At 68.1% G+C, this 22,673-nt stretch carries 21 protein-coding genes; 12 read left to right on the forward strand and 9 right to left on the reverse strand.

Annotated features, from left to right (window positions below):
- The first annotated feature begins 51 nt into the window (after nucleotides 1-51).
- From IU448_RS19950 to IU448_RS19965, 4 genes are all read left to right on the forward strand, one after another.
- Nucleotides 52-750 (forward strand): ESX secretion-associated protein EspG, encoded by a 699-nt coding sequence (locus tag IU448_RS19950; RefSeq protein WP_195057179.1) that lies wholly within the window; start codon nucleotides 52-54, stop codon nucleotides 748-750.
- Nucleotides 751-897: 147 nt separating this feature from the next.
- Nucleotides 898-1,272 carry a hypothetical protein gene (locus IU448_RS19955; RefSeq protein ID WP_195057180.1) on the forward strand — a complete coding sequence of 125 codons (375 nt, stop codon included), beginning with the start codon at nucleotides 898-900 and terminating at the stop codon, nucleotides 1,270-1,272.
- A 46-nt stretch (nucleotides 1,273-1,318) separates the two neighbouring features.
- Nucleotides 1,319-2,362 carry a hypothetical protein gene (locus tag IU448_RS19960; RefSeq protein ID WP_195057181.1) on the forward strand — a complete coding sequence of 348 codons (1,044 nt, stop codon included), beginning with the start codon at nucleotides 1,319-1,321 and terminating at the stop codon, nucleotides 2,360-2,362.
- Nucleotides 2,363-2,471: 109 nt separating this feature from the next.
- The gene (locus IU448_RS19965) at nucleotides 2,472-2,699 is read left to right on the forward strand and encodes a hypothetical protein (protein ID WP_228813778.1); all 228 of its coding nucleotides are present in this window, start codon (nucleotides 2,472-2,474) and stop codon (nucleotides 2,697-2,699) included.
- A gap of 264 nt (nucleotides 2,700-2,963) precedes the next feature.
- Here the strand turns inward: IU448_RS19965 and IU448_RS19970 are convergent, their stop codons facing one another.
- Together IU448_RS19970 and IU448_RS19975 are read right to left on the reverse strand one after the other, a co-directional pair.
- Nucleotides 2,964-3,911, reverse strand: a complete 948-nt coding sequence (locus IU448_RS19970; protein ID WP_195057183.1) for a hypothetical protein — start codon at nucleotides 3,909-3,911, stop codon at nucleotides 2,964-2,966.
- 185 nt (nucleotides 3,912-4,096) lie between these two features.
- Nucleotides 4,097-5,461 carry a DoxX family protein gene (locus tag IU448_RS19975; protein ID WP_195057184.1) on the reverse strand — a complete coding sequence of 455 codons (1,365 nt, stop codon included), beginning with the start codon at nucleotides 5,459-5,461 and terminating at the stop codon, nucleotides 4,097-4,099.
- A gap of 179 nt (nucleotides 5,462-5,640) precedes the next feature.
- Between IU448_RS19975 and IU448_RS19980 the strand changes: the two genes are divergently transcribed.
- Complete coding sequence (locus IU448_RS19980) at nucleotides 5,641-6,426, forward strand: aminoglycoside adenylyltransferase family protein (RefSeq protein ID WP_280458673.1); 786 nt, start codon at nucleotides 5,641-5,643, stop codon at nucleotides 6,424-6,426.
- Here IU448_RS19980 and IU448_RS19985 read toward each other — a convergent pair whose 3' ends face one another.
- The 4 genes from IU448_RS19985 to IU448_RS20000 form a co-directional block, all read right to left on the reverse strand.
- A complete protein-coding gene (locus tag IU448_RS19985) occupies nucleotides 6,427-7,164 on the reverse strand; it encodes an SDR family NAD(P)-dependent oxidoreductase (protein WP_195057185.1) in 738 nt (245 codons plus the stop codon).
- Between the two features lie 75 nt (nucleotides 7,165-7,239).
- Complete coding sequence (locus IU448_RS19990) at nucleotides 7,240-8,064, reverse strand: CPBP family intramembrane glutamic endopeptidase (protein ID WP_195057186.1); 825 nt, start codon at nucleotides 8,062-8,064, stop codon at nucleotides 7,240-7,242.
- 76 nt (nucleotides 8,065-8,140) lie between these two features.
- Nucleotides 8,141-8,395 (reverse strand): Txe/YoeB family addiction module toxin, encoded by a 255-nt coding sequence (locus tag IU448_RS19995; protein WP_195057187.1) that lies wholly within the window; start codon nucleotides 8,393-8,395, stop codon nucleotides 8,141-8,143.
- Complete coding sequence (locus IU448_RS20000) at nucleotides 8,392-8,658, reverse strand: type II toxin-antitoxin system Phd/YefM family antitoxin (protein WP_195057188.1); 267 nt, start codon at nucleotides 8,656-8,658, stop codon at nucleotides 8,392-8,394. The genes IU448_RS19995 and IU448_RS20000 overlap by 4 nt, the downstream gene beginning before the upstream one ends.
- Before the next feature lie 283 nt (nucleotides 8,659-8,941).
- Here IU448_RS20000 and IU448_RS20005 point away from each other — a divergent pair, with 283 nt between their 5' ends.
- The 4 genes from IU448_RS20005 to IU448_RS20020 all read left to right on the forward strand — a co-directional run bounded on the left by IU448_RS20005 (nucleotide 8,942) and on the right by IU448_RS20020 (nucleotide 14,522).
- Nucleotides 8,942-9,976 carry an ABC transporter substrate-binding protein gene (locus IU448_RS20005; RefSeq protein WP_195057189.1) on the forward strand — a complete coding sequence of 345 codons (1,035 nt, stop codon included), beginning with the start codon at nucleotides 8,942-8,944 and terminating at the stop codon, nucleotides 9,974-9,976.
- 89 nt (nucleotides 9,977-10,065) lie between these two features.
- The gene (locus IU448_RS20010) at nucleotides 10,066-11,022 is read left to right on the forward strand and encodes a FecCD family ABC transporter permease (protein WP_195057467.1); all 957 of its coding nucleotides are present in this window, start codon (nucleotides 10,066-10,068) and stop codon (nucleotides 11,020-11,022) included.
- Nucleotides 11,023-11,074: 52 nt separating this feature from the next.
- Entirely contained in the window at nucleotides 11,075-11,857 is a 783-nt protein-coding gene (locus tag IU448_RS20015; RefSeq protein ID WP_195057190.1) for an ABC transporter ATP-binding protein, read from the forward strand.
- A gap of 1,063 nt (nucleotides 11,858-12,920) precedes the next feature.
- Nucleotides 12,921-14,522, forward strand: coding sequence for a TROVE domain-containing protein (locus IU448_RS20020; protein WP_195057191.1), 1,602 nt, complete (start codon nucleotides 12,921-12,923; stop codon nucleotides 14,520-14,522).
- Between the two features lie 409 nt (nucleotides 14,523-14,931).
- Here the strand turns inward: IU448_RS20020 and IU448_RS20025 are convergent, their stop codons facing one another.
- Entirely contained in the window at nucleotides 14,932-15,570 is a 639-nt protein-coding gene (locus IU448_RS20025) for a TetR/AcrR family transcriptional regulator (protein ID WP_195057192.1), read from the reverse strand.
- A 248-nt stretch (nucleotides 15,571-15,818) separates the two neighbouring features.
- Between IU448_RS20025 and IU448_RS20030 the strand changes: the two genes are divergently transcribed.
- From IU448_RS20030 to IU448_RS20040, 3 genes are all read left to right on the forward strand, one after another.
- Nucleotides 15,819-17,915: an ABC transporter permease gene (locus IU448_RS20030; protein WP_195057193.1), complete on the forward strand. Its 2,097-nt coding sequence runs from the start codon at nucleotides 15,819-15,821 to the stop codon at nucleotides 17,913-17,915.
- A 185-nt stretch (nucleotides 17,916-18,100) separates the two neighbouring features.
- Complete coding sequence (locus IU448_RS20035) at nucleotides 18,101-18,982, forward strand: hypothetical protein (RefSeq protein WP_195057194.1); 882 nt, start codon at nucleotides 18,101-18,103, stop codon at nucleotides 18,980-18,982.
- A gap of 250 nt (nucleotides 18,983-19,232) precedes the next feature.
- Nucleotides 19,233-19,892 carry an endonuclease V gene (locus tag IU448_RS20040; RefSeq protein WP_195057195.1) on the forward strand — a complete coding sequence of 220 codons (660 nt, stop codon included), beginning with the start codon at nucleotides 19,233-19,235 and terminating at the stop codon, nucleotides 19,890-19,892.
- Between the two features lie 30 nt (nucleotides 19,893-19,922).
- Here the strand turns inward: IU448_RS20040 and proB are convergent, their stop codons facing one another.
- Together proB and obgE are read right to left on the reverse strand one after the other, a co-directional pair.
- Nucleotides 19,923-21,044, reverse strand: a complete 1,122-nt coding sequence (gene proB / locus IU448_RS20045) for a glutamate 5-kinase (RefSeq protein WP_416383027.1) — start codon at nucleotides 21,042-21,044, stop codon at nucleotides 19,923-19,925.
- A gap of 39 nt (nucleotides 21,045-21,083) precedes the next feature.
- Nucleotides 21,084-22,541, reverse strand: a complete 1,458-nt coding sequence (gene obgE / locus IU448_RS20050; RefSeq protein WP_195057196.1) for a GTPase ObgE — start codon at nucleotides 22,539-22,541, stop codon at nucleotides 21,084-21,086.
- Nucleotides 22,542-22,673 lie beyond the last annotated feature (132 nt).

Below are 22,673 nucleotides of genomic sequence, written 5' to 3' on the forward strand. Positions count from 1 at the left end.
CCTATTAGGCTGTTGTAGCCCGCGCAGGTATCGGTGAGGATGTGATTCCGCGTGAGTTGGAGCCTGACCCCCGACGAATTCGCGCACGTATGGCGCCAAGCCGACCTGGACCGGCTCCCCTATCCATTACGTGTCCTCGAATCCCCGCGCACCGAGCGCGACGCCCGGGCGCTCTACGCCGAACTCGCCCGGCGTCTGCCGCCCGACCCCGACCGCGATACCTGCCTGCGCATTCTCGCCGACCCGCACACCCGTGTGATCGCCATCGGCGGCGCCGCCGAACCGGGCCGGGAACTACGCGCACTGGGTTGCGTCGTCTACGACCGCGCCGTCCTCGCGGTGCAGGAGCCGGGCCGTACCGCGGAATTCGGCGGCACCATCCGGTTGTCCATCGGTCACAGCGCCAAACTCGGCACCCGGCTCGCCGCACTGCTCCCGAAATCCCGGGCCGGACGTCATCCCGCACGCACGGCATCCACCGCGGCGGTGCGCGATACCGAAACCGTTGTCCAAGAGGAACGCGCCGCCGCCCCGATCCGCAAACTGCTGAGCGCACCGCACACCGCCCAGGGCCATATCCGGATCGAGCCACACCTCGACCGGCCGAAACCACCCCCCGCGGTGCACTACACGTGGCTCGATCTGGAGAACGACGGCCGCTATCTGCTCAAAGCCGACGACACCGTGCACATCGTGCCCGCCTCCACCGAACAACTCGCGGTGCACCTGCAAAAACGAATCCCCGCCTGATCCCCGGTCTCCCGCGAACCCGCGGATCCCGTCTCGGGTTGCGTCCGGGCGCACGCCCGTACCCGGTCGGTCATACGCGGATTACGGGTGGGCCGGCCCATCGGTACCCATTAGGCTGAGCGTGACCGACGGAGGGGTGCGCGAGTCATGCAAATCCAAGACAGTCGAGCCGAGATCGTCCGGTTCCGCCAGGCAGCTCATGCGGGAACCGTCAAATTCGATCCGGAGGCGGCGCGACGCTGCGCCGACTTCTACGACAAGCAGGCCGACCAGTTGATCCAGCTCAGGCAACGCCTCGAAGACGCGGCCGACCCACACGGATTCGGCGGCCTGATCTCCGCCCGGCAACTCGAGGCCGGTTTCGGTCACAAAGCCCGCGATACGGCGGCCCTGCTCGACCACTACATCGAAGCCGCCTACCGCATGAAGGAAGCGTTCCTGCTCAGCGGCGGCCTGTACGAGGAAGCCGACGCCGCGAACGCCGCGGCGGTACGCGCCGTCGAAGCGAGGATCCCCCGATGATCCGCTACCTCCGCACCTCGCATGCACTCCCGCCGAAGGAGGCCAGATGACCGGGAGCGACCCCGATTACATCAGCGCCATGGAACATTTCGAAGCCATGCGCCACGAGGACATCTACCAGGCCACCCAGCAGATCGACGCCGGCGAGATCCTCCGCCTCTCCGGCACCTGGATGCACGCCGCCGCCACCCTGCAGAGCACCTTCCCGCTCACCCGCGCAAACGCGAACCTGGTCATGAACGAGGCCGAATGGGAAGGCGAGGCCGCCGACGCCGCCGAAGCCTGCACCCGCAGTTTCTCCGAATCGATCGAAGAACTCGCCGGAGTGGTCGGCCAGGTCGGGCTGCGCCTCGGCGCGGTGGCCGCCGCCGCGGAGGCGGTGAAGATCGCGGTGGTCCCGCCCGGCGACACCGGCCCCGTCGGCGCGCTGGCCCGCCTACTGGAAGCCGCGAAGGTGATCGACGCCGACATGGTGCAGGAAGTCCTGCGCCAAGAGGCGGTCCTCACCATGAACATGGTCTACAAACCCGCCTACACCACCGCCGGCAGCGGTGTACCGGCTCTCCCCGAACCACCTCCGCCGCCCGGGGCCCTGCCCCCACTGTCTCCGCCCATCACCACCCCGCAGCTCACCTCCGATCCCGCGCAACCGTCGTCCACCGGCACCACACCGGACGACGCGAACCCCGAACCGCCGCCTGATCAGCCGGGCACCATCCCCGCACCACCGCCCACCGAGCCGGCCCCCGCACCGAGTCCTGAAGGGCAGACGCCCCCACCGGAGACTCCGGCCCCCACCGACAACCCATCCCCCGCCCCCCTCCCAGCTCCGGCACCAACCGAACACTCACCCGCTCCGGCACCACCCGAAACCCCGCCCGCTCCGGCACCTCCTGCCCCCGCGCAACCTCCCGCCGCCGAAGCGCCTCCAGTACCGAACGACCCCGGCCCCGCCCCACCACCGCCGCCTTCCGGCCAGACCTCATCCGGGGCTCCACTCTCCGACCCCGCCGGCCAACCTGGCATCACCGGCCCGGTCCCGGGCCGGCGTGCCCCCGACCAACCAGGCGTCATCCCAGGAGAACTGTGATTCTCCATACCCGCACAAGCCCATGCAGACCACTGTGCTATCGACGACTACATTCGCACTCATGCCGACGATCACCCAACGCGAATTCCGAAACAGCTCGGCGCAGATCATGGACGCCGTCGCCGCCGGTGAAACCGTCCGGGTAACTAGCAACGGCGTCGAAGTCGCCGAGGTGCGTCCTGTTCCACGGCGACACGCACTCACTGCCGGCGAACTCATCGAGCGACATCGGAATCTGCCTGCGGTCGATTACGCCGAGATTCGACGCGAAAGCGATGAATTCTTCGGAAGCGAGCACCGCGTCGGCGATGACGAGACCTGCGATCGCCACCGGTGACCGGCACTTAACGGTCATCGCACTCCGACCGCCGAGGGGGCTACACCGTCCCAGCAAAAATCGTCGGCCCGGATCATCCCCCGCGCAGTGGAAGGCGGGGCCGTGACCAGTTCGATCGCCCGACATGAATGCGGACCGCAGAGTCGATCGAGGAACTTCTCCGACTCCGAGGACTACCCGCTGCGTCCCGGAGCCCGATAATCCCTCAGCCAATGCCCGGGACGACGGAACCGGTGGGCATCCGGGAGCCTGAGGACCCGGCGATCACGGCTGCGGGAGTTGTTCGACTACCAGCCGGACCACTTCTTCCAAAACAGCGGCGTCGCTGCCATGGACGGAGACCATCGGTTCCCGGCCGTTCGAGTACGTAGCCTCTTCCACCGCAACCGGCGCTCCGGCCACCGCGTTGTAGGTCAGGTGACCGTCTCCGGCGTCGTAGCGGTCGACCGGGTTTCCGGCAACGGTGAACTCGACCTCCCTTTCCACACCCGCAATGATCGGCTGATACTTGTACTCCATGAGGATTTCGTCCCCACGGTAGGTGAACGAGCAGGTCCACAGTGTCTGTGCGTCATCGAGTGCCGCACCGTCCAGCGTCCGGGGCACGGCACACGGATCCTGACCGGTGAGCGCGGTGACCTCCGTATCGGGCGAGCTTCCTTGCGCGGGCTCGGCCGCCCATTGTGTCAGGGCGGTGGGCAGCAGCTTTTCGACAATCGGACAGGGATCGGTTTCCGGCGGTGTGGTGGCCTGTAGATAGAAGCTCGCGGTAGACGGGTACCGCGCGGTAGCCGAGCAGGTTCGTTCGGTGAGCTCGGCCGGGTCGGCGTCCGGCCTGGTATCCCGATCCGACACCGTCCACACGGACGTATCCCCCACCGTGCTGGTCCTTCCGTACGGCATCTCGGTCGCACCGGTGACGGCATCGACCTCCACACTCCAGATCACCGTGGTTTCCTCGCCCGCAGTCGCCTCACAAGCCCCCGGGCCCGTGGTACGCACGACTACCTCGCCCACGGTCGCCAGTTCCTCCCGCGGCAGCAGGGCGCAGACGTCGAGCGCGCGGGTGCGCTGCCGAACCTGCTGCAACTGCTCACCGTTCTGCGGGACGGTAACCCACAGGTCATCGACACCACCGGTCGGCGATTGCGCATCGGAACCACACGCGACCGCCCCCACCAGGACACCGATCAGAACGAACCACCGGAGCACAATTCCCCCTCGAAGATCAGAACCGTCGAGAGCCTACCGCGTCGGGTAGGTGCCGTCCGCACACAGTTTTCCTGGTAGTCATCGCCGGATGCGGTCGTGCCCGTTCGATCGACGGGCAAGCCCCTGCGCAGATCGCGGCCCGGGTCGGCCGTTTTCTCACGCCACAACGGCCCGGCGATCGATCGCTATCCCGCGCTCGGATAGTCCTGCACCCAGTGGAATCCGTCGCCGTTCAACGGGAAGGCGCCGGGATCGACCGCGCTCAGCTCGATTCGGGTCGGCCGGCCGTCGAGTTCACCTTCCAACTGGAGGTGTTCCGGGGTCGGGCGCGTGTAGGAGAAGGTGGCCGGTGGTTCTTCGGTGCCCGGATCGGTGACGACGGCCAAGGTGTGCGCGGCCGGATCCGACTCCGCCGGAACCACCATCAGGCGTCCGTCCATTCCCTGAACGGTAACCGCGCCCTCGAATTCGATCACCAGCCGCTGCCAGCGCGTCTCGTCGGTCAGCAGCGGCGGCACCGGTTCGCCGTCGACCCGGAATTCGGTGACCTCCCACATACCGTAGAGCTCCGGTTTCGGTGCGCCGCCGCCGAATTCCTGCCAACTGGCCCAGCCGATCCACGTCGTTCCGGCAATCAGCCAGACACCGAATGCCGCCTGCGCCCAGGTCGCGTAGCGGTTGGCGCGGGCGGTGGTGAACAGCGGTGGCTGGACCGCGGGTTCGGCGCGGCGGGCCAGCAGGAAGAAATCGGCGAACCGGCGGGCCTGCGGGGCGAGCAGCACCAGCGAGAAGACCAGGAGGTGGAAGGACAGGATTTTGACCGGTACGTCGAAGGTCATGTTCAGCACGAACACCTGCGCCATGCTCACCACACTCAGCATCGCGCCCAGGGTGGCGGTGCGCGGCAGCAGCAGGAGCAGGCCGCCGGTGAGTTCGGCGACGCCGAGCAGGATTTCGTAGACCGGCGAACTGCCGACCTGTAACCACAGCACCGACATGGGTGTCAGCTGCCCGTACGGCTGGAGCAGCGTCGTCAGCGACGGCGGCGGCATCTGGCTCGGTATCGCCTTGGCGATACCGTAGAACAGCATCTGCCCGGCCAGGCAGAGTCGCAACCCGGTCAGGAACCAGGCGGCGAGCCGGGGATAGGCCGGACGGCGGCGGTCGAGCACCGACCAGACCAGGGTCACCGCGGCGGCGACGACCGCGATGCAGAACAGCATCACCCAGATGGCGGCCTGATCACCGCTGCCCGAGTTCGGCTGGAATACGGCTTCGATCCCGAATACCGTCCGCCCGACCCATTCCAGCACCGGCGCGGCCTGCTGCAGCGGCCACATCGGCGCGGTGTCGGGCAGCCACTCATCGAGTACCGCGACGAGAGCGAAGACGACCTGTCCGATCATGACGCAGAACAGAACCGTGTAGATGACGCCGAAACGGAACCCCACCCGCGCGATCAACGGCCAGCGCACCGCCACGGCCTTTTCCGTGACGGGCGGATCCGGTTCCACACCGTGATCGGCAACGGCCGTATCGATGGCACTCACACCGCACCTCACTCTCCTGGCCGGTCACCCGGCCCCACGCGATCCCGCGCACGCCGGGGATAACACCGAACCTATGTCACCACAGGGCCCGGCCGCCTCCGTGACAACCCCCATCTGCGATCCACCGTAAGCAGGATTTCTATTCCGGAAACGTCCGCCGGTGTGCCTATGGTGAGGAGGTGGGAGCACAACCGGATCCGATCACCGAAGCAGCCCCGATAGCCGAGGTCCTCACGGACACCCTCGGTGACAGCCTGGTCGGGCTGTATCTCTACGGCTCGGCGGTGGCCGGCGGCTTACGCCGCGACAGCGATATCGATCTGTTCGCCGTCGTCGACAGATCGCTGGACGACACTGCCCGGAAGGCCTTGGCCGACGGCTTGTTACGCCTATCCGGCCGCTGGCCGCGGTCGGGTCCGGCCCGGCCGGTGGAGCTCACGGTGGTGGTCCGCGACGACCTGGTGCCGTGGCGCTTCCCACCGCGTGCGGATTTCGTCTACGGCGAATGGCTGCGGGCGGAGTTCGAACAGGGGTACCTGTCCGCCCCCGCCGAAGACCCGGATCTGACGATTCTCGCCACCATGGTGCGCGATCGCTCGTCGGTGCTGTCCGGTCCGCCCGCCGTGCAACTCCTGGAACCGGTTCCGGCGCGCGACCGCATCCGCGCGATCGTCGCCGGGCTACCGGAGTTGATCGCCGGAAGCCCGGGCGACGAGCGCAATGTCGTGCTCACCCTCGCGCGGATGTGGGTAACGGCCGAGTCGGGCACCGTGCTGTCCAAGGCGGATGCCGCCGAGACGCTCATACCCCGGCTGCCCGCCGAGCACGCCGCGGTACTGCGCTTCGCCCGCGCGGGCTACCTGGGTGAGGTGGCCGACGAGTGGACCGGCCGCCGGGCGGAAGTGCAGTCGTTTTCGGCCTTCGCCCGGGATCGGATCATGGACGCCTGCCGGGCCTCCGGCTGATCACCAAGGGATCGGGCCGCCCGCGCCGACGAAAGCGCCGTTATGGCACGGATCGGCGGATTCCGCGGCGGACAGGATGATCCGTGCCGCGTCGTCGGGCACGGTCGGTGCGTCCGCGGAGGCCGGGGCCAGTTCGGTCGCGACGAAACCCGGGCAGACCGAGGTCACGCGCACCGGTGTATCGGCGAGTAGTTTCGCCAAGCCCACGGTGAGGCTGTTCAGGGCGGCTTTCGACGCCTGATACCCGGGCACAACCATCGAGTAGTAGGCCGATTCCGGGTCACGTTGCGCAGTCAGCGATCCCATCTCGGTGGAGACGTTCACAATATGGCCGGACGGAGCGCGCCGGACCAGCGGCAGCAGGGCCTCGATCACGTTGGCGGGGCCGAAGGTGTTGGTCATCAGGGTTTCGGTGAATGCGCCGGGGTGGGCGAAGTTCACCGTCCCGGATGCCGTCGCCTCGGGCAGAATCCCGGCATTGTTCACCAGTACGTCGATGTGATCGTGCCGCTCACCGAGGGATTCGGCCAGGCAGCGGGCGCTGTCGACCGAACACACATCCAGCAGCTCGCCTTCGGCCGCGAGCCCTTCGTCCCGCAGTTCGCGCACCACGGCGTCCACGGCTTCCGTGCGCCGCCCGGTCACCACCACTCGGTAGCCTTTACGGGCGAAGGCGGTGGCGGTCGCCCGGCCGATTCCGCGGGTCGCGCCGGTGATCACCACGATGTTCTCTGCCATTTCGTTCCTTTCGCGTTTGCTGATGTACTTCGAGCAAACGCGATCGACGGCATGGACGCTGGCAGGAAATCGCCATCACGTTCGGGCACCGGTACCGCGGCGAGCACGCGAGTTTCGCCACCACAGCAGAGCCGCTGTGATGAGAAACGGGACCGCGACGAAGGCCAGTGCCGAGATGGTGCCGTCGGGGTCGGCGAGCTCGGCTTGCGACCAGTGATCACCGACGAGCAACTGGGCCGTTACCTGGAATGCCGTATGGAAACCCATGCATGTCCACAGGCTGCCGGTTACCGCGCGCAACGCACCCAGCAGCGCCGCGAACACGACAAACAGAACGATCCGATCGCTGGAAGCCGCCGCGCCGATCACCACGCCGAATACCGTGAACAGCACCGCCTGCCCGCATACCGACCATGCCGGCGACCAGCGCCCGGCGAGCGCGGTGTACAGGAATCCACGGAAGACCAGTTCCTCGGGAATCGCTTCGTACAGCAGGACCAGCACCGTGAGGCCGAGCAACACACCGGCGGTTTCGACGGCGGAGGCCCGCACGGTGATCTCGGTCCACCCGGCCGCGACCGCAACTGCCAGAACCGTGGCCGCGGGAACCAGCCAGTACCCCGCCCCGGCGGCGAACTGCCGCAGTCCGGCACCGGCCCGCTCCAGTCCGATATCCGCCCAGCTGCGGCGGACCGGATATCGCAAGGCGAGCGCAATCAGCGGGACGGCGAACAGGGTGGCACCGAGCGCTCGGACGATATGCGCGCCGCGGGTGTACTCAGGGACCATGAGCGCGCCGACGCCGTCGATGAGAAATATCCACCACATCGCGACCGCGGTGAGTACCACGAAGATGCTTGCGGCACCGATCGGCGACCGGGTCTGCGTCGTCGTCTCCACAAGTCGACAGTAGGTATCCGTGCCCGCGGTCCGCGTCCTCCGATCGGACGATTCGCCGTACTGTTCCGCTCAGCCGTCAGTAGTGGTACCGGGCCTGCGCGATCAGGATGCTGTCGCCGGATATCGCGTAGACCAAGCGGTGTTCGTCGTTGACCCGGCGCGACCAGTACCCTGATTTATCGCCTTTCAGAGGCTCGGGTTTACCCAGCCCGGTGAACGGGTCGCGACCGATATCGTCGATCAGTCGCATAATGCGCAGCGCCATCTTGCGGTCGGTCGCGATCCAGTGACCCAGATCTTCGAATGCAACCTTCGCGAAGGTGACCTTCACTCGATATCTTTCGCAAGGTCGTCCATGCTCACCTCGACGGACTCACCGGCCTCGAGTTGGGCGATGCCCTCAGCGAGGCGTGCGGCATTGGCCGGGGAGCGCATCAGGTAGAGCGTCTCGCGGAGGGAGTTGTACTCGTCCTCGGAGATCAGCACGGCATTGCCTTTACGGCTGGTGATGTGAATGGCGACAGCGTCGTCGTTCACTTGTTCGATGAGTGGGTACAAGCTGGCGCGCGCTTCACTGGCGGACATGCTGGTCATCGGCGGCCTCCTCTCCGGGTCCTCCTCTGATGGTACCGGATAATGGTACGAGTGGCCGATCCCCCGGAGATGGACCCGATAATTCGCCCTGGTCGTACGTCCAGTCAGGCGTCGGATAGCATGGTTGCGGCCGCATTGCGGCCTGCGGCGTGGTGAGGGAACCCGGTGGGAGTCCGGGACTGGCGCGCAACGGTGACACCCGTACAGGTGAAGTCCGATCGTTCACGCGCCGCGCCGACGCCGGCCTCGCGCACAGGCCCAGACGCAAGGAGTCGACGCCCTGATGCGGTCGTTACCACTACTCATCGCCGCCGTTCTGTCCGTCGCCGCCCTGACCGGCTGTTCGGCCACCGAAGCGGGAACCATCATGGACAACGCGGCTGCCCCGGACGGTTACCCGATGACGATCGACAACTGCGGGGTGGAGGTCACGGTGGACGCTCCCCCGCAGCGTGCGGTCGCCCTGAACCAGGGGTCGGCGGAGATCATGCTTTCACTCGGCTTGGCCGACCGGATGGTGGGCACCGCGACCTGGACCGATCCGGTGCGCGAGAATCTGGGGGCCGAGAACGCGAAGGTCCCCCGGCTGGCCGACAACGCCCCCTCGTTCGAGGTGGTACTCGATACCGAGCCCGATTTCGTCGCGGCTTCCTTCGGCGGCACCCTCGGCACCGGTGGGGTCGCCGACCGGGACCAGTTCGCGCAACTGGGCGTGCCGTCCTACCTGTCGCCCACCGACTGCGACGGCAAAACCGATGTCAGCGTGAACGCCGACGGTGCCCGCACCGAACCGCTGACCATGGATTCGGTGTACAAGGAGGTCCGCGAACTCGCGGCGATCTTCGATGTGCGCGAACGCGGTGAACAGCTGGTCACCGAACTGCGGGACCGCCACGATGCCGCGGTCGGCCGGATCGCCGCTCAGGATGTCTCGCTGGCGTACTGGTTCGCCGACACCTCCACGCCGTATATGGCGGGATGCTGCGGATCGTCCGGCATCATCACCGACGCGGTCGGCGCGAAGAATATTTTCGACGACACCACCAACGAATGGCCGCAGGTGAGCTGGGAAACCGTGCTCGACCGCAACCCGACCGCGCTCGTACTGGCCGATCTGAGCCGGCGCAGCCTGGCCGGCGACGCCCTGGACAGCAAGATCTCGTTCCTCGAATCGAACCCGGTCACCGCGCGCCTGGACGCCGTCCGGAACAAGCGCTACATCGTCGTCAACGGCGCGGATCTGAATCCGTCGATCCGCACGGTCGACGGTATCGAGAAGGTCGCCGATGCCCTGGAGCGGTGGGGCTACGGTTCGTGAGCCCGCAGACAGCACCGTCCGCCCCGGTCACGCGCGCGCCCGCGACGGCCGCGCTGGTGCTGCTCGGGCTGACGGTGCTGGTGGTCTCGATGGCTTTCACGATCACCATCGGTCCCGCGGAGCTGTCGATCGGCGATGTCTACGGCGTGCTGTTCGACAAGCTCGGCATCGGCACCTCGAAAGTGTCGACGATCCGGGAAGGCATCGTCTGGGAACTGCGGCTGCCACGGACCCTGCTCGCCGCGATCTGCGGCGCCGGATTGGCCGTCTGCGGGGCCATCATGCAATCGCTGCTGCGCAATCCGCTCGCGGACCCGTTCGTCCTCGGCATCTCCTCCGGCGCGTCCACCGGCGCCGTGGTCGTGGCGGTGCTGGGCGTGGGCGGCGGTCTGATATCGCTGTCGACCGGCGCGCTGGCCGGTGCGCTGGTCTCGTTCGGCCTGGTGCTGCTGCTGGCGGCGGGTGCGGGCGGCGGCGCGGCCAAAGTGGTGCTGGCGGGGGTCGCGGGCACCCAGTTGTTCTCCGCGCTCACCTCGTTCATCGTGCTGTCCTCCGCCGATGCCGAGCGCACCCGCGGCATCCTGTTCTGGCTACTGGGTTCGCTGGCGGGCGCGAGCTGGACCGACGTCACGGTCACCGCGCTGGTCTGCGCCGCCGGTTTCGCGCTCTGCTGGTGGCGGCATTCCGCGCTGGACGCGTTCACCTTCGGGTCGTCGGCCGCGGCGACGCTGGGTATCGCGGTCGGCCGGACCCGGCTGCTGCTGCTCGTCATCACCGCCCTGATGACCGCGGTGCTGGTGAGCGCAGCCGGCGCAATCGGTTTCGTCGGCCTGGTACTCCCCCATGCCGCCCGGTTCCTGGTGGGCCCCCGGCACAGCCGGTTGCTGCCGGTCTGCGCCGTTCTCGGCGCAGTGCTGCTGGTCTGGGTGGACGCGCTGGCGCGCACCGTTTTCGCTCCGCAGGAGGTGCCGGTCGGGGTGGTCACCGCATTGATCGGGGTCCCGGCGTTCGCGCTGCTGCTTTTCCGTACCCGGAGCACCGAATGACCCCGCCGCAACACCGCGGGCGACCGGCGAACCACAGGAGGCAGGTGCTCTCATGACACTGAGCGGTACCCACCTGTCGTGGACCCGCGGCGGAACCCTGGTCGTCGACGATATCGATATCCGTCCGCTACCGGGGCAGACGGTCGGATTACTCGGGCCGAACGGATCCGGTAAATCCTCGCTGCTGCGGCTGCTCGCCGGAATCTCGCGACCCGACCGCGGCACCGTCACCCTCGACGGCACGCCCCTGCAACGGCTCGGCCGCCGCCCGCTGGCCCGCCGGGTCGCGCTGGTCGGCCAGCATGCGCACACCGAGGTCGATATCACCGTCCGCGATGTCGTGCGCCTGGGTCGTATCCCGCACCGCGACCTGTTCGGGACCGATCCGCGAGAGGACGAGTCGATCGACAGGGCGCTACGCGCGACCGGGCTCGGCGAACACGCGCACCGCACCTGGCGCACCCTCTCCGGCGGCGAACGGCAGCGCACCCAGATAGCCCGCGCCCTCGCCCAGGAACCCGGTGAACTGCTGCTCGACGAGCCCACCAATCATCTCGATATCGCCCACCAGCTCGAAATCCTCGATCTCGTCACCGAACTGCCCATCACCACCGTGGTCGCCCTGCACGATCTGAACCTCGCCGCGATGTTCTGCGATTACGTGCTGGTCCTGGACCGCGGCCGGGTAGCCGCCCACGGACCTCCCGCCGAAACCCTGACCGAAGACCTCGTGCACAAGGTCTACGGTGTTCGCGCCTCCGTCACCGTCGAGGACGGTGTTCCCGCCATCCGCTACCGCCGAGCAGCCACCTCGCCGCTTCCGAGCGACCGCTGACAATTCCACCGAGTTCATGGTGCCGGCACCGTCGCTACGGTCACCCGGTGCATGGGATCGCACCCTGCACCGGCCGGTTCACTATGGGTCCGCCGAGATCGCTCCCGGTCGCCGGGCACCCGCCCACCCACTGCTGCCGACCGGTGCGAGAACTTCACCGTGCACGCAGGGGCGGGACCGTCGACGGAGTCAGCCGAGCTCGGAGGCATCGGTACGCGGTACCGGCCGAGTCCCGTCCGGCAGACCGCTGGGGCCGGCCACTGCCGGGACCTGCCCCGTGCCGGCGTACCGCGCCGAACGGATATGCCGAGCACGCGCCGACACCGGACTCCCCCGTCGGTACCCCGATAATCGGTGGAGCACACCGGACCGGATTGCGTACAGTTCCGGGCACGGCACATCGCAGCGGGTGGGCCGGAGTCGATCGGTTACCTTTCTAATCGGCATGTCGCGGGTTCGAATCCCGCCACGTCCGCTCATGGACGTGTAGCTCAGCTGGTAGAGCAGTCGGCATTCCGGTCACACCACCACGCCCACCCGCCCTGCGATCGGTCGTGTCGCGGCCCGCTGGTCGCCACGGCCGTGTACTGGCCGATCTTCTCCCCCCGGATCTCGCGTTCGCGGAAATTCGGTGGAGCGCATCGCGTCCGATTGCGTACAGTTCCCGGCACGGCACACAGGCGGGTGGGCCGGCGTGAATCGGTTTTCGGATCCACAGGTCGCGGGTTCGAATCCCGCCGCGTCCCGTATGGGCGCGTAGCTCAGTCGATAGAGCCGTGGACTTCCGGTCACACCACCACGCCCACCCGCTCGACGTGCCGCGCAACGAGAACGGGCCGAAGCCGGCCGGTTATCTGGCATATACGGGTTCGAATCCTGAGTGTGCCCGGGAAACCGGGTACACGATCCGGTCCGCACCACCATGCCCGTTCTCCGCGCGCACCGACACAGTGGGGAAGGGCCGGCAGCTGCCGGTCAGCTTTCGGGTAGATCATCCCGGCGGAGACCGGCACGCCCGTCTCCCCGCATGCCCGGACACCCGGGCCGAAGGAAGGGGAAGCCGATGGACGCACTCGCACGGATCGATCTGCGCAGCACAGCGCAGCGGGAACAGGCCGATACCCGGCAGGTGCCGAACAACGCGGGCGGCCATACGTTCGAAGTCACCCCGCAGGTGCGGTTGCGCCGGTTCCTCACCCTCGGCACCGACGGTGGCACCTACTATGCCGACGCGCGGGAACTCACTCGCGAAAACGCCGCTGTAGTCGTCGAATTCGCGCAGGAACGCACCGCGGAGCTGGTCGCCGAGATCGTCGAGATCTCGGTGTCCGGCCGGGCGCCGCGGCAGAATCCCGCATTGTTCGCGCTCGCCGCCGCGGCCTCGCTGGGCGATACCGAAGGCCGGCGCACCGCGTTGGACGCGCTCCCCCTGGTGGCGCGCACCGGAACGCATCTGTTCCTGTTCGCGCGCTATATCGAGCAGTTCCGCGGCTGGGGTCGCGGCCTGCGCCGCGCTGTCGCGCACTGGTACACGAGCCGGCCGATCGACGACATCGCCTACCAGGCCGTGAAGTACCGGCAGCGGGAAGGCTGGACACACCGCGACCTGCTGCGCCTGTCGCACCCGGAAACCACCGAGGACGAACGTCGGCGGTTGTTCGATTGGATCTGCGGACGCGAACCCGCCCTGGACGGGTTGCGGCTGGTGGAAGGGTTGCACCGGGCGCGGACCGCCGAGGTCGCCGCGATCCCGGCGCTGATCCGCGAGTACCGGCTGACGTGGGAGATGCTGCCTGATCCGGCACTGGCCGAACCCGCGGTATGGGAAGCGCTGCTGGACAACGGTCTTGCGCAGACCGCGCTCATGCGGCAGCTGCCGCGGCTCACCGGCCTCGGACTACTGGACCCGCTCGGGGCGCGCACCCGGGCGGTGGCCGCGCAACTGGCCGATCCGCAGCGATTGCGGCGCGGACGGGTGCACCCGGTGAACGTGCTGGTCGCGCTGCGCACCTACGCCGCCGGACGCGGCGTACGTGGACGCGGCACCTGGACACCCGCACAGCCGATCGTCGATGCCCTGGACGCGGCGTTCTATGCGGCGTTCCGGACGGTGGAGCCCACCGGGAAGCGCTATCTGCTCGCGCTGGACGTATCGGGCTCGATGACCGCCCCGATATCGGGTCTGCCGCTGTCGGCACGGGAGGCGAGTGCGGCGCTGGCGCTGGTGACCGCCACGACCGAAAAGCACCACCGGATCGTCGGTTTCACCGCACGCGGCGGTGGTGCGAGTAACCGGGACGCCGGGCTGCACCCGGTCGATATCAGCCCGCGGCAGCGCCTCGACGATGCGATCCGCGCGGTCTCGAACCTGCCGTTCGGTGGTACGGATTGCTCGCTGCCCATGCGCTACGCGCTCGAACACGGTATCGATGTGGACGTTTTCGTGGTCCTCACCGATAACGAGACCTGGGCCGGGAAGGAGCACCCGCATCAGGCGTTGAGCCGCTACCGCGAGCACATCAATCCGCGGGCCGAGCTGGTGGTGGTCGGTATGACCGCGAGCAATTTCACCATCGCCGATCCGCGTGATGCCGGAATGCTCGATATCGCCGGTTTCGACGCCGCGGTGCCGTCTTTGCTGGCCGATTTCGCCCGCGGGACGTGACCGAGTCCGGTATCGAGGCATGCAACAGAACCCGGCGGCGTAGTTCCGATCGCCCCGGGCCGTCCGGCCTTGCTCCGGGCGGCCCGCCCGGGGGCCTGTCGGCGTCCGGCCGGACGAGTGTGCCGGCGCAGGTGGCCTCGTCACCGTGAACGGCTGCGCCGCCCCGCCCGGTCGCCGCGTTGTGGCGACGAGATGACGCCCACGCCACGGTGGGGGACAGCGCCGCATATCGGCTCCGGATGCGGCGAACCCGGTCCGCCGACCGGATGTAACCCCGACACCCGGCAACCCGCCCAGTGGAGCGGGCAGTCAGTGGTCGGGCAGGGCCTGCTTGAGCTCCGGGCGCATTTCCCCGGCCGGGCAGGTGTCTGCGCCGTATTCCTCTTGCCGGTGGTGGGCGGGTTCCTGCCTAGAGCCCGGTGAAATCCGAATGACTCACCGCAGCGCTGAGCAGGCCGGCACAGGCGTCGGTGAGGAAGTATCCGAGTGCGGTCCATTCGGCGGGCTGCGACCCCTCGCTGATCCGGGTTTCGTATTCGGCGCAGATATCGATGATCATGCGGCCGACGATCCGCTCACGGCCGGCCCGCACCGGAGCCGGAACGGCTGCCAGGGATTCGTGGATCCGTGCGATGACGCGGTCGGATATGTCGTCCTCGCGGGCCGATTCGACGAGCATGGCGGCGGTGGACGGTGTCATGGCGAGCTGACGCTGGAGCCGGGCGCGCCAGGTCGGGGCGGGCAGGGCGCCGATATGGCCGGTGACCGGCAGGATGAGGCACTGCAGGTTTTCCGTGAGGCTCGGGTCGGCCGGAAGTCGGGCGAACAGCTCGGCACGAATCCGGCGCACCGGTTCCCGATACCGTTCCACCAGGGCGCGGAGTAGTTCGTCGCGGTCGCCGAAGTAATAATTCACGGCCGAGTGGTTGGACTGGCCCGCGTGTTCGGCGACGCGCCGGTTGGATACCGAGTCGATGCCGTGGGTGGCGAACAGTTCCTCGGCGGAGTCGAGGAGGGCCTGCCTGGCCAGTTCACCGCGCCGTCCCACTGTTCTCCATCCTTCTGCCGTGAAGTGTGCCTGCCGACAGACCCATCTTGCCGCCACACCTCCCCCATGCGGTTGCGATCAGGCTCACAGCACTCCGATGCCGCCATTTTAAGCCAAGTGGCGTAAATTGGACTCAATACCGGGTGCGCGGTTCGAGGGAATCGATGATGCTGCCCCGCCGCCGGAGAACCCATCGATCCTGTACCGAACCCGCGGGTTCGTATCTGCCCACAGCGAGGAGTGCCGCGGTGACCGTTGCGCCGACCGAAAACGACAGCCCGCCAACCGGCCCGGAGCTCGACAAAACGGAACAAGACGAGCCGGCGCGGGCGAAAAAGGAGAAGATCGGCCGCGTCGTCGGCATGTTCGTCTTCCCGTTCCTGATGGTGTCCATGATGATCACCGGCTACCTGGCCGCGATGCATGCGCCGGCGCCGAACGATATGCCCGTCGCCGTCGCCGGTGCGGGGGCAGCCGAGTTCGCGACGGCGCTGGAATCCGGTCCGGGCGATGCCGTGGACGTGCGCGTCGTCGGCAGCGATACCGAAGCCCGTGACCTGGTCTTCACGCGCGAAGTCACCGGCGCGGTCACGCTGCCCGCCGGGCCCGACGGCACTGCCACCGTCTATACGGCGAGCGCCGCCGGCGCATCCCAGGCCACCAGTGTCGGCCAGATTCTCACCGCCCAGGTAGTCGCCGGCGAGCTGCAGCACCGAGCCGAAGACCTCGCACCCCTACCAGCGCACGACACCGCCGGACTTGCGGTGATGTTCATGACCACCGCGCTCATGCTTGCCGGGTACATGCCGCTGAGCCTGATGCTGTCCTCCGCGCCGGAACTGCTGCGGTTGCGCCGATTCGTACCGCTGCTCGCGGGCTGGTCCGCGCTCCTGGCCGGACTGGTGTGGACGGTGGCCGACCCCATTCTGGGCGCTGTCCGAGGTCATACCGCAGAAGTACTGGGTATCAGCTGGCTCGCCGTCTTCGCGGTGGGTTCGGTGCAGCTGTTCCTGACCCGGATCTTCGGCCCGATGGCCGTACTGGTGGGGATGCTCTTCCTGATGGTGCTGGGTGTTCCGGCATCCAACCTCGGCATGTCGGTGTACACGCTGCCGTCGCTCTACCCGATCCTGCACAGTTTCCTGCCTGCTCCGGCCACCGGTGAGGCGCTGCGTTCGGCGCTCTTCTTCGGCGGCAACGGACTGGGCGGCCATCTGCTCGTGCTGGCAGCCGGCGCCGTCATCGCACTACTGGCCACACTCGGGATCGACGCGATCAAACGGCGCCGCAACCCCGATGCCGCACCGCCCGCGCGCACTGTCGAATCCCTGCTCCCCGGCCCGCGGCCGCGCACCCCGGTGCACTACGCCCTGCTGGCGTTCTTCCCGTTCGCCATGGTGGCCATGATGATGACCACCATGCTCGGGGCGATGTATCAGCCGGCCCCCGAGGAAATGCCGGTGGCGGTCGTCGCGCCTACCCCGGAAATGGCCGGTCAGGTTGTGCAGGGCCTGGATCGGAACATGGCCGGCCTGTTCGATCTGCGCGGCCTCACCGACAGCGCCGAGGCCCGCGAACTCGTCCGGGACCGCACGGTCTCCGCCGCCTACATCCTGCCGTCGGCGCAGACCCCGCACGCCACCCTGATCACCAACGAAGCCGCGGGGATGAGCCAGCAGCAGGTGGTGCAGACGGTGTTCGGTCAGGTCGCGGCGGGTCAGCAGATGCCGTTGGAGATCGAGAACGTCACCGCGCTCGCGGATACCGACACGATGGGCTCGGTCAGCATGTATCTGGCGATGGGCTGGATCATGGCCGGTTTCTTGATCATCGTCGTCGGCTCGACGGCGGCGCCGATGGTGATGGGGCTGCGCACCCTGCTCCCGCTACTGGTGGGCTGGGCACTGGCGATGTCGGCCGTGGTCTGGGTTATCGCGGGCCCGATCACCGGCGCGGTACACGGGCATTTCCTGCCACTGCTCGGCGTGGGGGCGGTCGCGATATTCAGTACGGCCCTGTTCACGACAATTTTCGTACGACTGCTGGGCATGCTCGCCATTCTCCCGGTGATCGCGGTGCTGATGTTCCTGGGCGTTCCCGCATCCAACGGCGCCATGTCGATCTATATGGAACCGGAGATGTTCCGGGTCCTGCACGATGTGCTGCCCATGCCGGCCGCGGTGGAATCGGTGCGCTCGATCCTGTACTTCGATGCCGATATCGTCGGGTCCCATCTGACGACATTCGCGGTATGGGGCGTGATTTCGCTGGTGATCGTGGCGGCGATCGACCGGCTCCGGCCGCGCAAGGAGGTCGCGGTGGCCGGCACCGGCACCGAGAACTGAACCGGCGCAGCGTTTCCGATCGCCCCCGGCCGCGGCACGAGCGGTGCCGCGGCCAGGGACGATCACCGTCGAACGGGCAGCCTATGGCGCACAGACGCCACCGCCGGCGCACAAGGCGGAGTTGCCGGGCGATTGCCGATATCATCACAGGCACCCGAAGCAACCCTGGAGTACAGGTAGTACCGATGACATCCCAGCCGAGCACGCTGTCCACCGAACCGCCTGAAGCCCAGGCAGGTCCGGGGATGCAGGCGGATCCACGGCAGGTCCCGCCGAGCGGCTTCTTCCCGCCGCCGCGGGAACTACGCGGCAACCTCAACGGCTTGACCTACCCGGCGGTCTTCCTCGTGGCCATCCTGGCCACCTTCCTCGCGGCCCAGTCCGCACTGTCTCTCGACTCCGGCGAGCCGCTGCGCACCGCCCTGCATATCGCGGCCACCGTCTGGGTGGCCTCGTTCCTGCCGATGATCTCCGCGACCTCGCGGGGCCGGTCCCGCATCCGGGTCGACGGCGCGCGGTTCGCCAGCGATCGCGGCGCGCTGGTGGTGCGCCGCTCACTCGGCTACGAGATCGCACTGGTGCTCTGCTTCCTGAGCCCGGCGGCGCTCTGCGCGATCTACGGAATCGGGGTGCTGACCGACAACCTCACGCTGCGGTTGCCGGTTTCTCCGTGGCTCGCGATCGCGGTCGCGGTGGTACTGCTCGGATACCTCGCCGTCTACGCGCGGCGGCCGGAGATCCGCCGCCTGGTGCTCACGCCGATGCATATCGTGGTGCCCACGAAGACCTCCATCGGGAACCGGGTGAGCTGGACCGCTGTGGAACTGGTCGCCGTGGAGTCGCGTAACAACTCCAAGGGCACCATCCGGATCGAATCCCCCGGCCGGCGTCCCGGCCGCACCCGCACCAAACGGATACACGCGGAAAAGCTCTCGATCGGCGCGGCAGGAACGTACTGGCTGATCCGCTTCTACCACGAACATCCCGAGGCCCGCGCCGAACTGTCCGACGACCGCGCCGTCGAACGGCTACGCGACTACGGGGTTGTGGACCCTTTCCCCGGCTGAGCAGGCACCACCCTCGCGGCCGCACCGGTCTCGCAATCACGACCATCGTTCACCGGATTCCTCGACATCCACACCGGCCCCGGTATCCCGATGGTCCCCAACCGGGAAACCACCCGGCGTGCGACGAGAAACGCGTCTCGGTGTCCCCACTCCGCGTGCACGCCCCGGTCGCCGGTGTGCCGCCGGCTGCCGCCCGCCGTACCCGGTCCGCGAATACGTTCGTGCGGTATGCGCGGATTAGGCTCCGGGGATGGTTCGGGTGCGGCAGATGCACGAATGGGTGGTGACCGAGAACGAGGCCGTCGCGATACAGCAGCGGCTCCGGGCACGGGTCGTGGTCGGCGACGCTCACGGGCCGGTACGGCGGGTGGCCGGGCTGGATGTGGCCTATCGGGATCCGGATATCGCCGTGGGGGTGGTGACGGTACTCGATGCCGAATCGCTGACGGTGCTCGATGAGGCCGTGGTCCGGGAACGCATCGAGTTTCCTTATATATCCGGTCTATTCGCATTCCGTGAGATCCCCGCCCTGACCCGGGCGCTGCAGGAGCTGACCGTCGAACCCGATGTGCTCGTCTGCGACGGCCACGGGCTGGCCCATCCTCGCCGATTCGGCCTGGCCGCGCATCTCGGTGTCCTCACCGGCCTGCCGAGTATCGGTGTCGCGAAGAACTCCTACGGCCGGTTCAGCGCCCCCGGGCCCGACCGCGGCGACTGCAGCCCGGTCACCGCCGACGGTGAGATCGTCGGCCGCGTCCTGCGCACGCAGCGCGGGATCAAACCGGTCTACGTCTCGGTGGGCCACCGCTACACCCTCGATTCGGCCTGCGATCTGGTCCTGCGCCTGGCACCCCGCTACCGGCTACCGGAAACCACCCGCACCGCCGACCATCTGGGGCGTGTTTCCTGAGCCGGGGCGACGGGCTGTCCGGCGGGTGGGTCAGACCTTCACGAGATCGTCGGCGTGGATCACCGGACGTTGCATACTGTCCGGCAGTTCCCGGGTGGAGCGGCCCAGCATGGTGGCGAGTTCGGCCGCGTCGTATTCCACCACGCCGCGGGCGACGATCGCGCGGTCCGGGCCGATCAGATCCACCACATCGCCGCCGTGGAACCGGCCGCGTACCCCGACGATCCCGGCGGCCAGCAGTGAACGCCGGGCATGCGCCACCGCGGTGACGGCCCCGGCGTCGATGAGAATGGCGCCGCGACTGTCGGCGGCGTGCCGGACCCAGAACCGGCGGGCCGACAAACGCACCGGGCGGGCCGCGAACGCCGTACCGACGGTCCCGGTTCCGAGCGCACTCGCCGCCTCCGCCGCCGCCGCCAGCAGCACCGGTACACCCGCGTCCGCGGCCAACCGCGCGGCGGACAGTTTCGAGGCCATTCCGCCCGTGCCGAGCACTCCACCGCTTCCGGCGATCACGCCGTCGAGGTCGGCGCTGCTGCGCACCTCCGCGATGAAATTCGCATCGCCCTTCCGGGGGTCGCCGTCGTAGAGCCCGGCCACATCGGAGAGCAGGAACAAAGCGTCGGCCCCCACCAGGTGCGCGACCAGCGCGGCGAGGCGGTCGTTGTCACCGAACCGGATCTCCTCCGTGGCGACCGTATCGTTCTCGTTCACCACCGCGACCGCCCCGAGCGACCGCAACCGGTCCAGGGTCCGCTGCGCGTTGCGGTGGTGCTCGCGCCGGCCGAAATCGCCGGCGGTGAGCAGCACCTGCCCCACGGTGCGGTCGTAGCGGGCGAACGAGGTTCCCCATGCATGCGCGAGCGCGAGTTGACCGACACTGGCCGCGGCCTGTTTGGTCGCGAGATCACGCGGCCGCCGGCTGAGCCCGAGCGGCGCCAGCCCGGCACCGATCGCGCCGGAAGACACCACCACCACATCGGACCCGGCTCGCATCCGCGCCTCGATAGCGTCCGCGAGCCGATCCAGCCGGTCGTTGTCCAGACCACCCTGCAGGCTGGTGAGCGCGGAGGAACCGATCTTCACCACGACTCGCCGTGCCCCGGCTATCGCCTGCCGCGCGTCACTGAGTTCTAGCGGCAACTGGGTCACGGCCGTGCCCCTGTTCCGCGGCTGCCCAGGCTCACCTGCCTACTCCCTGTCTTCTTCGTCGACGAGTCCACGCCGCACCCGTGAGGCGTGCTTACGTTCGGCCGCACTGACCCGATCGGTCTGTTCGAGCCGGATATCGGTGCCGCGGCCGGTGGGCACGATATCGGCGCCGGCGGTGATCTGCGGTTCCCAGTCGAAGGTCACATCGCCGATCGTCACCGGCGCACCGGGTTCGGCACCGAGCCGGACCAGTTCGTCTTCCACGCCGAGCCGGGCCAGCCGGTCGGCGAGGTAGCCGACGGCTTCGTCGTTGTCGAACTGGGTCTGGCGGACCCAGCGTTCGGGCCGGGTACCGCGAACCACGAAACCACCCGGTTCGTCGGGATCGGGCACCACGGTGAATCCGGAATCGTCGACCGCTACCGGGCGGATCACCGGACGTTTCGGCTCGGCCTTCGGATGCGCGTCGCGATACTGCTGCACCAGTTCGGCGAGAGCGAAGGTCAGCGGGCGCAAACCGGCATGGCTGACCGCGGAGATCCGGAACACCGGCCATCCCCGCTCCCGCAATTCCGGGGTCACCAGATCGGCGAGGTCTTCGGCGTCGGGTACATCGGCCTTGTTCAGGATCACCACCCGTGGCCGGTCGGCCAGATCACCGAGGCTCGCGTCGCCGCGCAGCGCCGGATTGTAGGCGGCGAGCTCGGCTTCCAGCGCGTCGATATCGGAGAGGGGATCGCGGCCCGGTTCCATGGTCGCCAGATCGACCACATGGGCGAGTACCGCACAGCGTTCCAAGTGCCGCAGGAAATCCAGGCCGAGACCGCGACCGTCGCTCGCGCCGGGGATCAATCCCGGAACGTCGGCGATGGTGAAGGTGGTGTCACCGGCATTCACCACTCCCAGGTTCGGGACGAGTGTGGTGAACGGATAGTCGGCGATCTTGGGTTTCGCGGCGGAGAGCACCGAGACCAGCGACGACTTACCGGCCGACGGAAACCCGACCAGACCCACGTCGGCGACGGATTTGAGCTCCAGCACCACATCGCGCACCTCGCCCTCCTCGCCGAGGAGCGCGAACCCGGGAGCCTTCCGCGCCCGGGATACCAGCGCCGCGTTCCCCAGCCCGCCGCGACCGCCTTTCGCGATCACGAACCGGTTGCCGGCACCGACCAGATCCATCAGGATCTCACCGTCGGTATCCACCACCACGGTCCCGTCCGGAACCTTCAGCAGCAGTTCCGACCCCTTCTTCCCGTCTCGGTTCCCGCCCTCGCCGGGTTTACCGTTCCCGGCCTTCGCGTGCGGGTGGAAGTGGAAGTCGAGCAGGGTGTGCACATTGGGGTCGACCTCGAGGACCACATCCCCGCCGTTACCACCGTTACCGCCGTCGGGCCCGCCGAGCGGCTTGAACTTCTCCCGGTGTACCGACGCACAACCATGGCCGCCTTTACCGGCGCTGACATGAAGAACGACGCGGTCGATGAACTTGGCCATGGCCGGATCATCCTCCTCGGGAACTGGAAGGTCGGGAAGGCGCGGCGCCCGGTACCGGGGCCGCCCCGGGAAAGCTACGGCGGACCGTAGAAACGCGAAAAGCGGGTCGAGGGTGAATCACCCTGACCCGCT

Source organism: Nocardia flavorosea, from assembly GCF_015477805.1.
GTDB classification, from domain to species: Bacteria; Actinomycetota; Actinomycetes; order Mycobacteriales; family Mycobacteriaceae; genus Nocardia; species Nocardia flavorosea_A.

Bases quoted from the DNA above. Each gene is read 5' to 3' on its own strand.
- IU448_RS19960 (WP_195057181.1), top strand. From the start codon at position 1,319: ATGACCGGGAGCGACCCCGATTACATCAGCGCCATGGAACATTTCGAA.
- IU448_RS20000 (WP_195057188.1), bottom strand. From the start codon at position 8,658: ATGACCAGCATGTCCGCCAGTGAAGCGCGCGCCAGCTTGTACCCACTC.
- obgE (WP_195057196.1), bottom strand. From the start codon at position 22,541: ATGGCCAAGTTCATCGACCGCGTCGTTCTTCATGTCAGCGCCGGTAAA.
- IU448_RS19965 (WP_228813778.1), top strand. From the start codon at position 2,472: ATGGACGCCGTCGCCGCCGGTGAAACCGTCCGGGTAACTAGCAACGGC.
- IU448_RS20015 (WP_195057190.1), top strand. From the start codon at position 11,075: ATGACACTGAGCGGTACCCACCTGTCGTGGACCCGCGGCGGAACCCTG.
- IU448_RS20035 (WP_195057194.1), top strand. From the start codon at position 18,101: ATGACATCCCAGCCGAGCACGCTGTCCACCGAACCGCCTGAAGCCCAG.
- IU448_RS19955 (WP_195057180.1), top strand. From the start codon at position 898: ATGCAAATCCAAGACAGTCGAGCCGAGATCGTCCGGTTCCGCCAGGCA.
- IU448_RS20040 (WP_195057195.1), top strand. From the start codon at position 19,233: ATGGTTCGGGTGCGGCAGATGCACGAATGGGTGGTGACCGAGAACGAG.
- IU448_RS20005 (WP_195057189.1), top strand. From the start codon at position 8,942: ATGCGGTCGTTACCACTACTCATCGCCGCCGTTCTGTCCGTCGCCGCC.
- IU448_RS19985 (WP_195057185.1), bottom strand. From the start codon at position 7,164: ATGGCAGAGAACATCGTGGTGATCACCGGCGCGACCCGCGGAATCGGC.
- IU448_RS20010 (WP_195057467.1), top strand. From the start codon at position 10,066: ATGGCTTTCACGATCACCATCGGTCCCGCGGAGCTGTCGATCGGCGAT.
- IU448_RS20020 (WP_195057191.1), top strand. From the start codon at position 12,921: ATGGACGCACTCGCACGGATCGATCTGCGCAGCACAGCGCAGCGGGAA.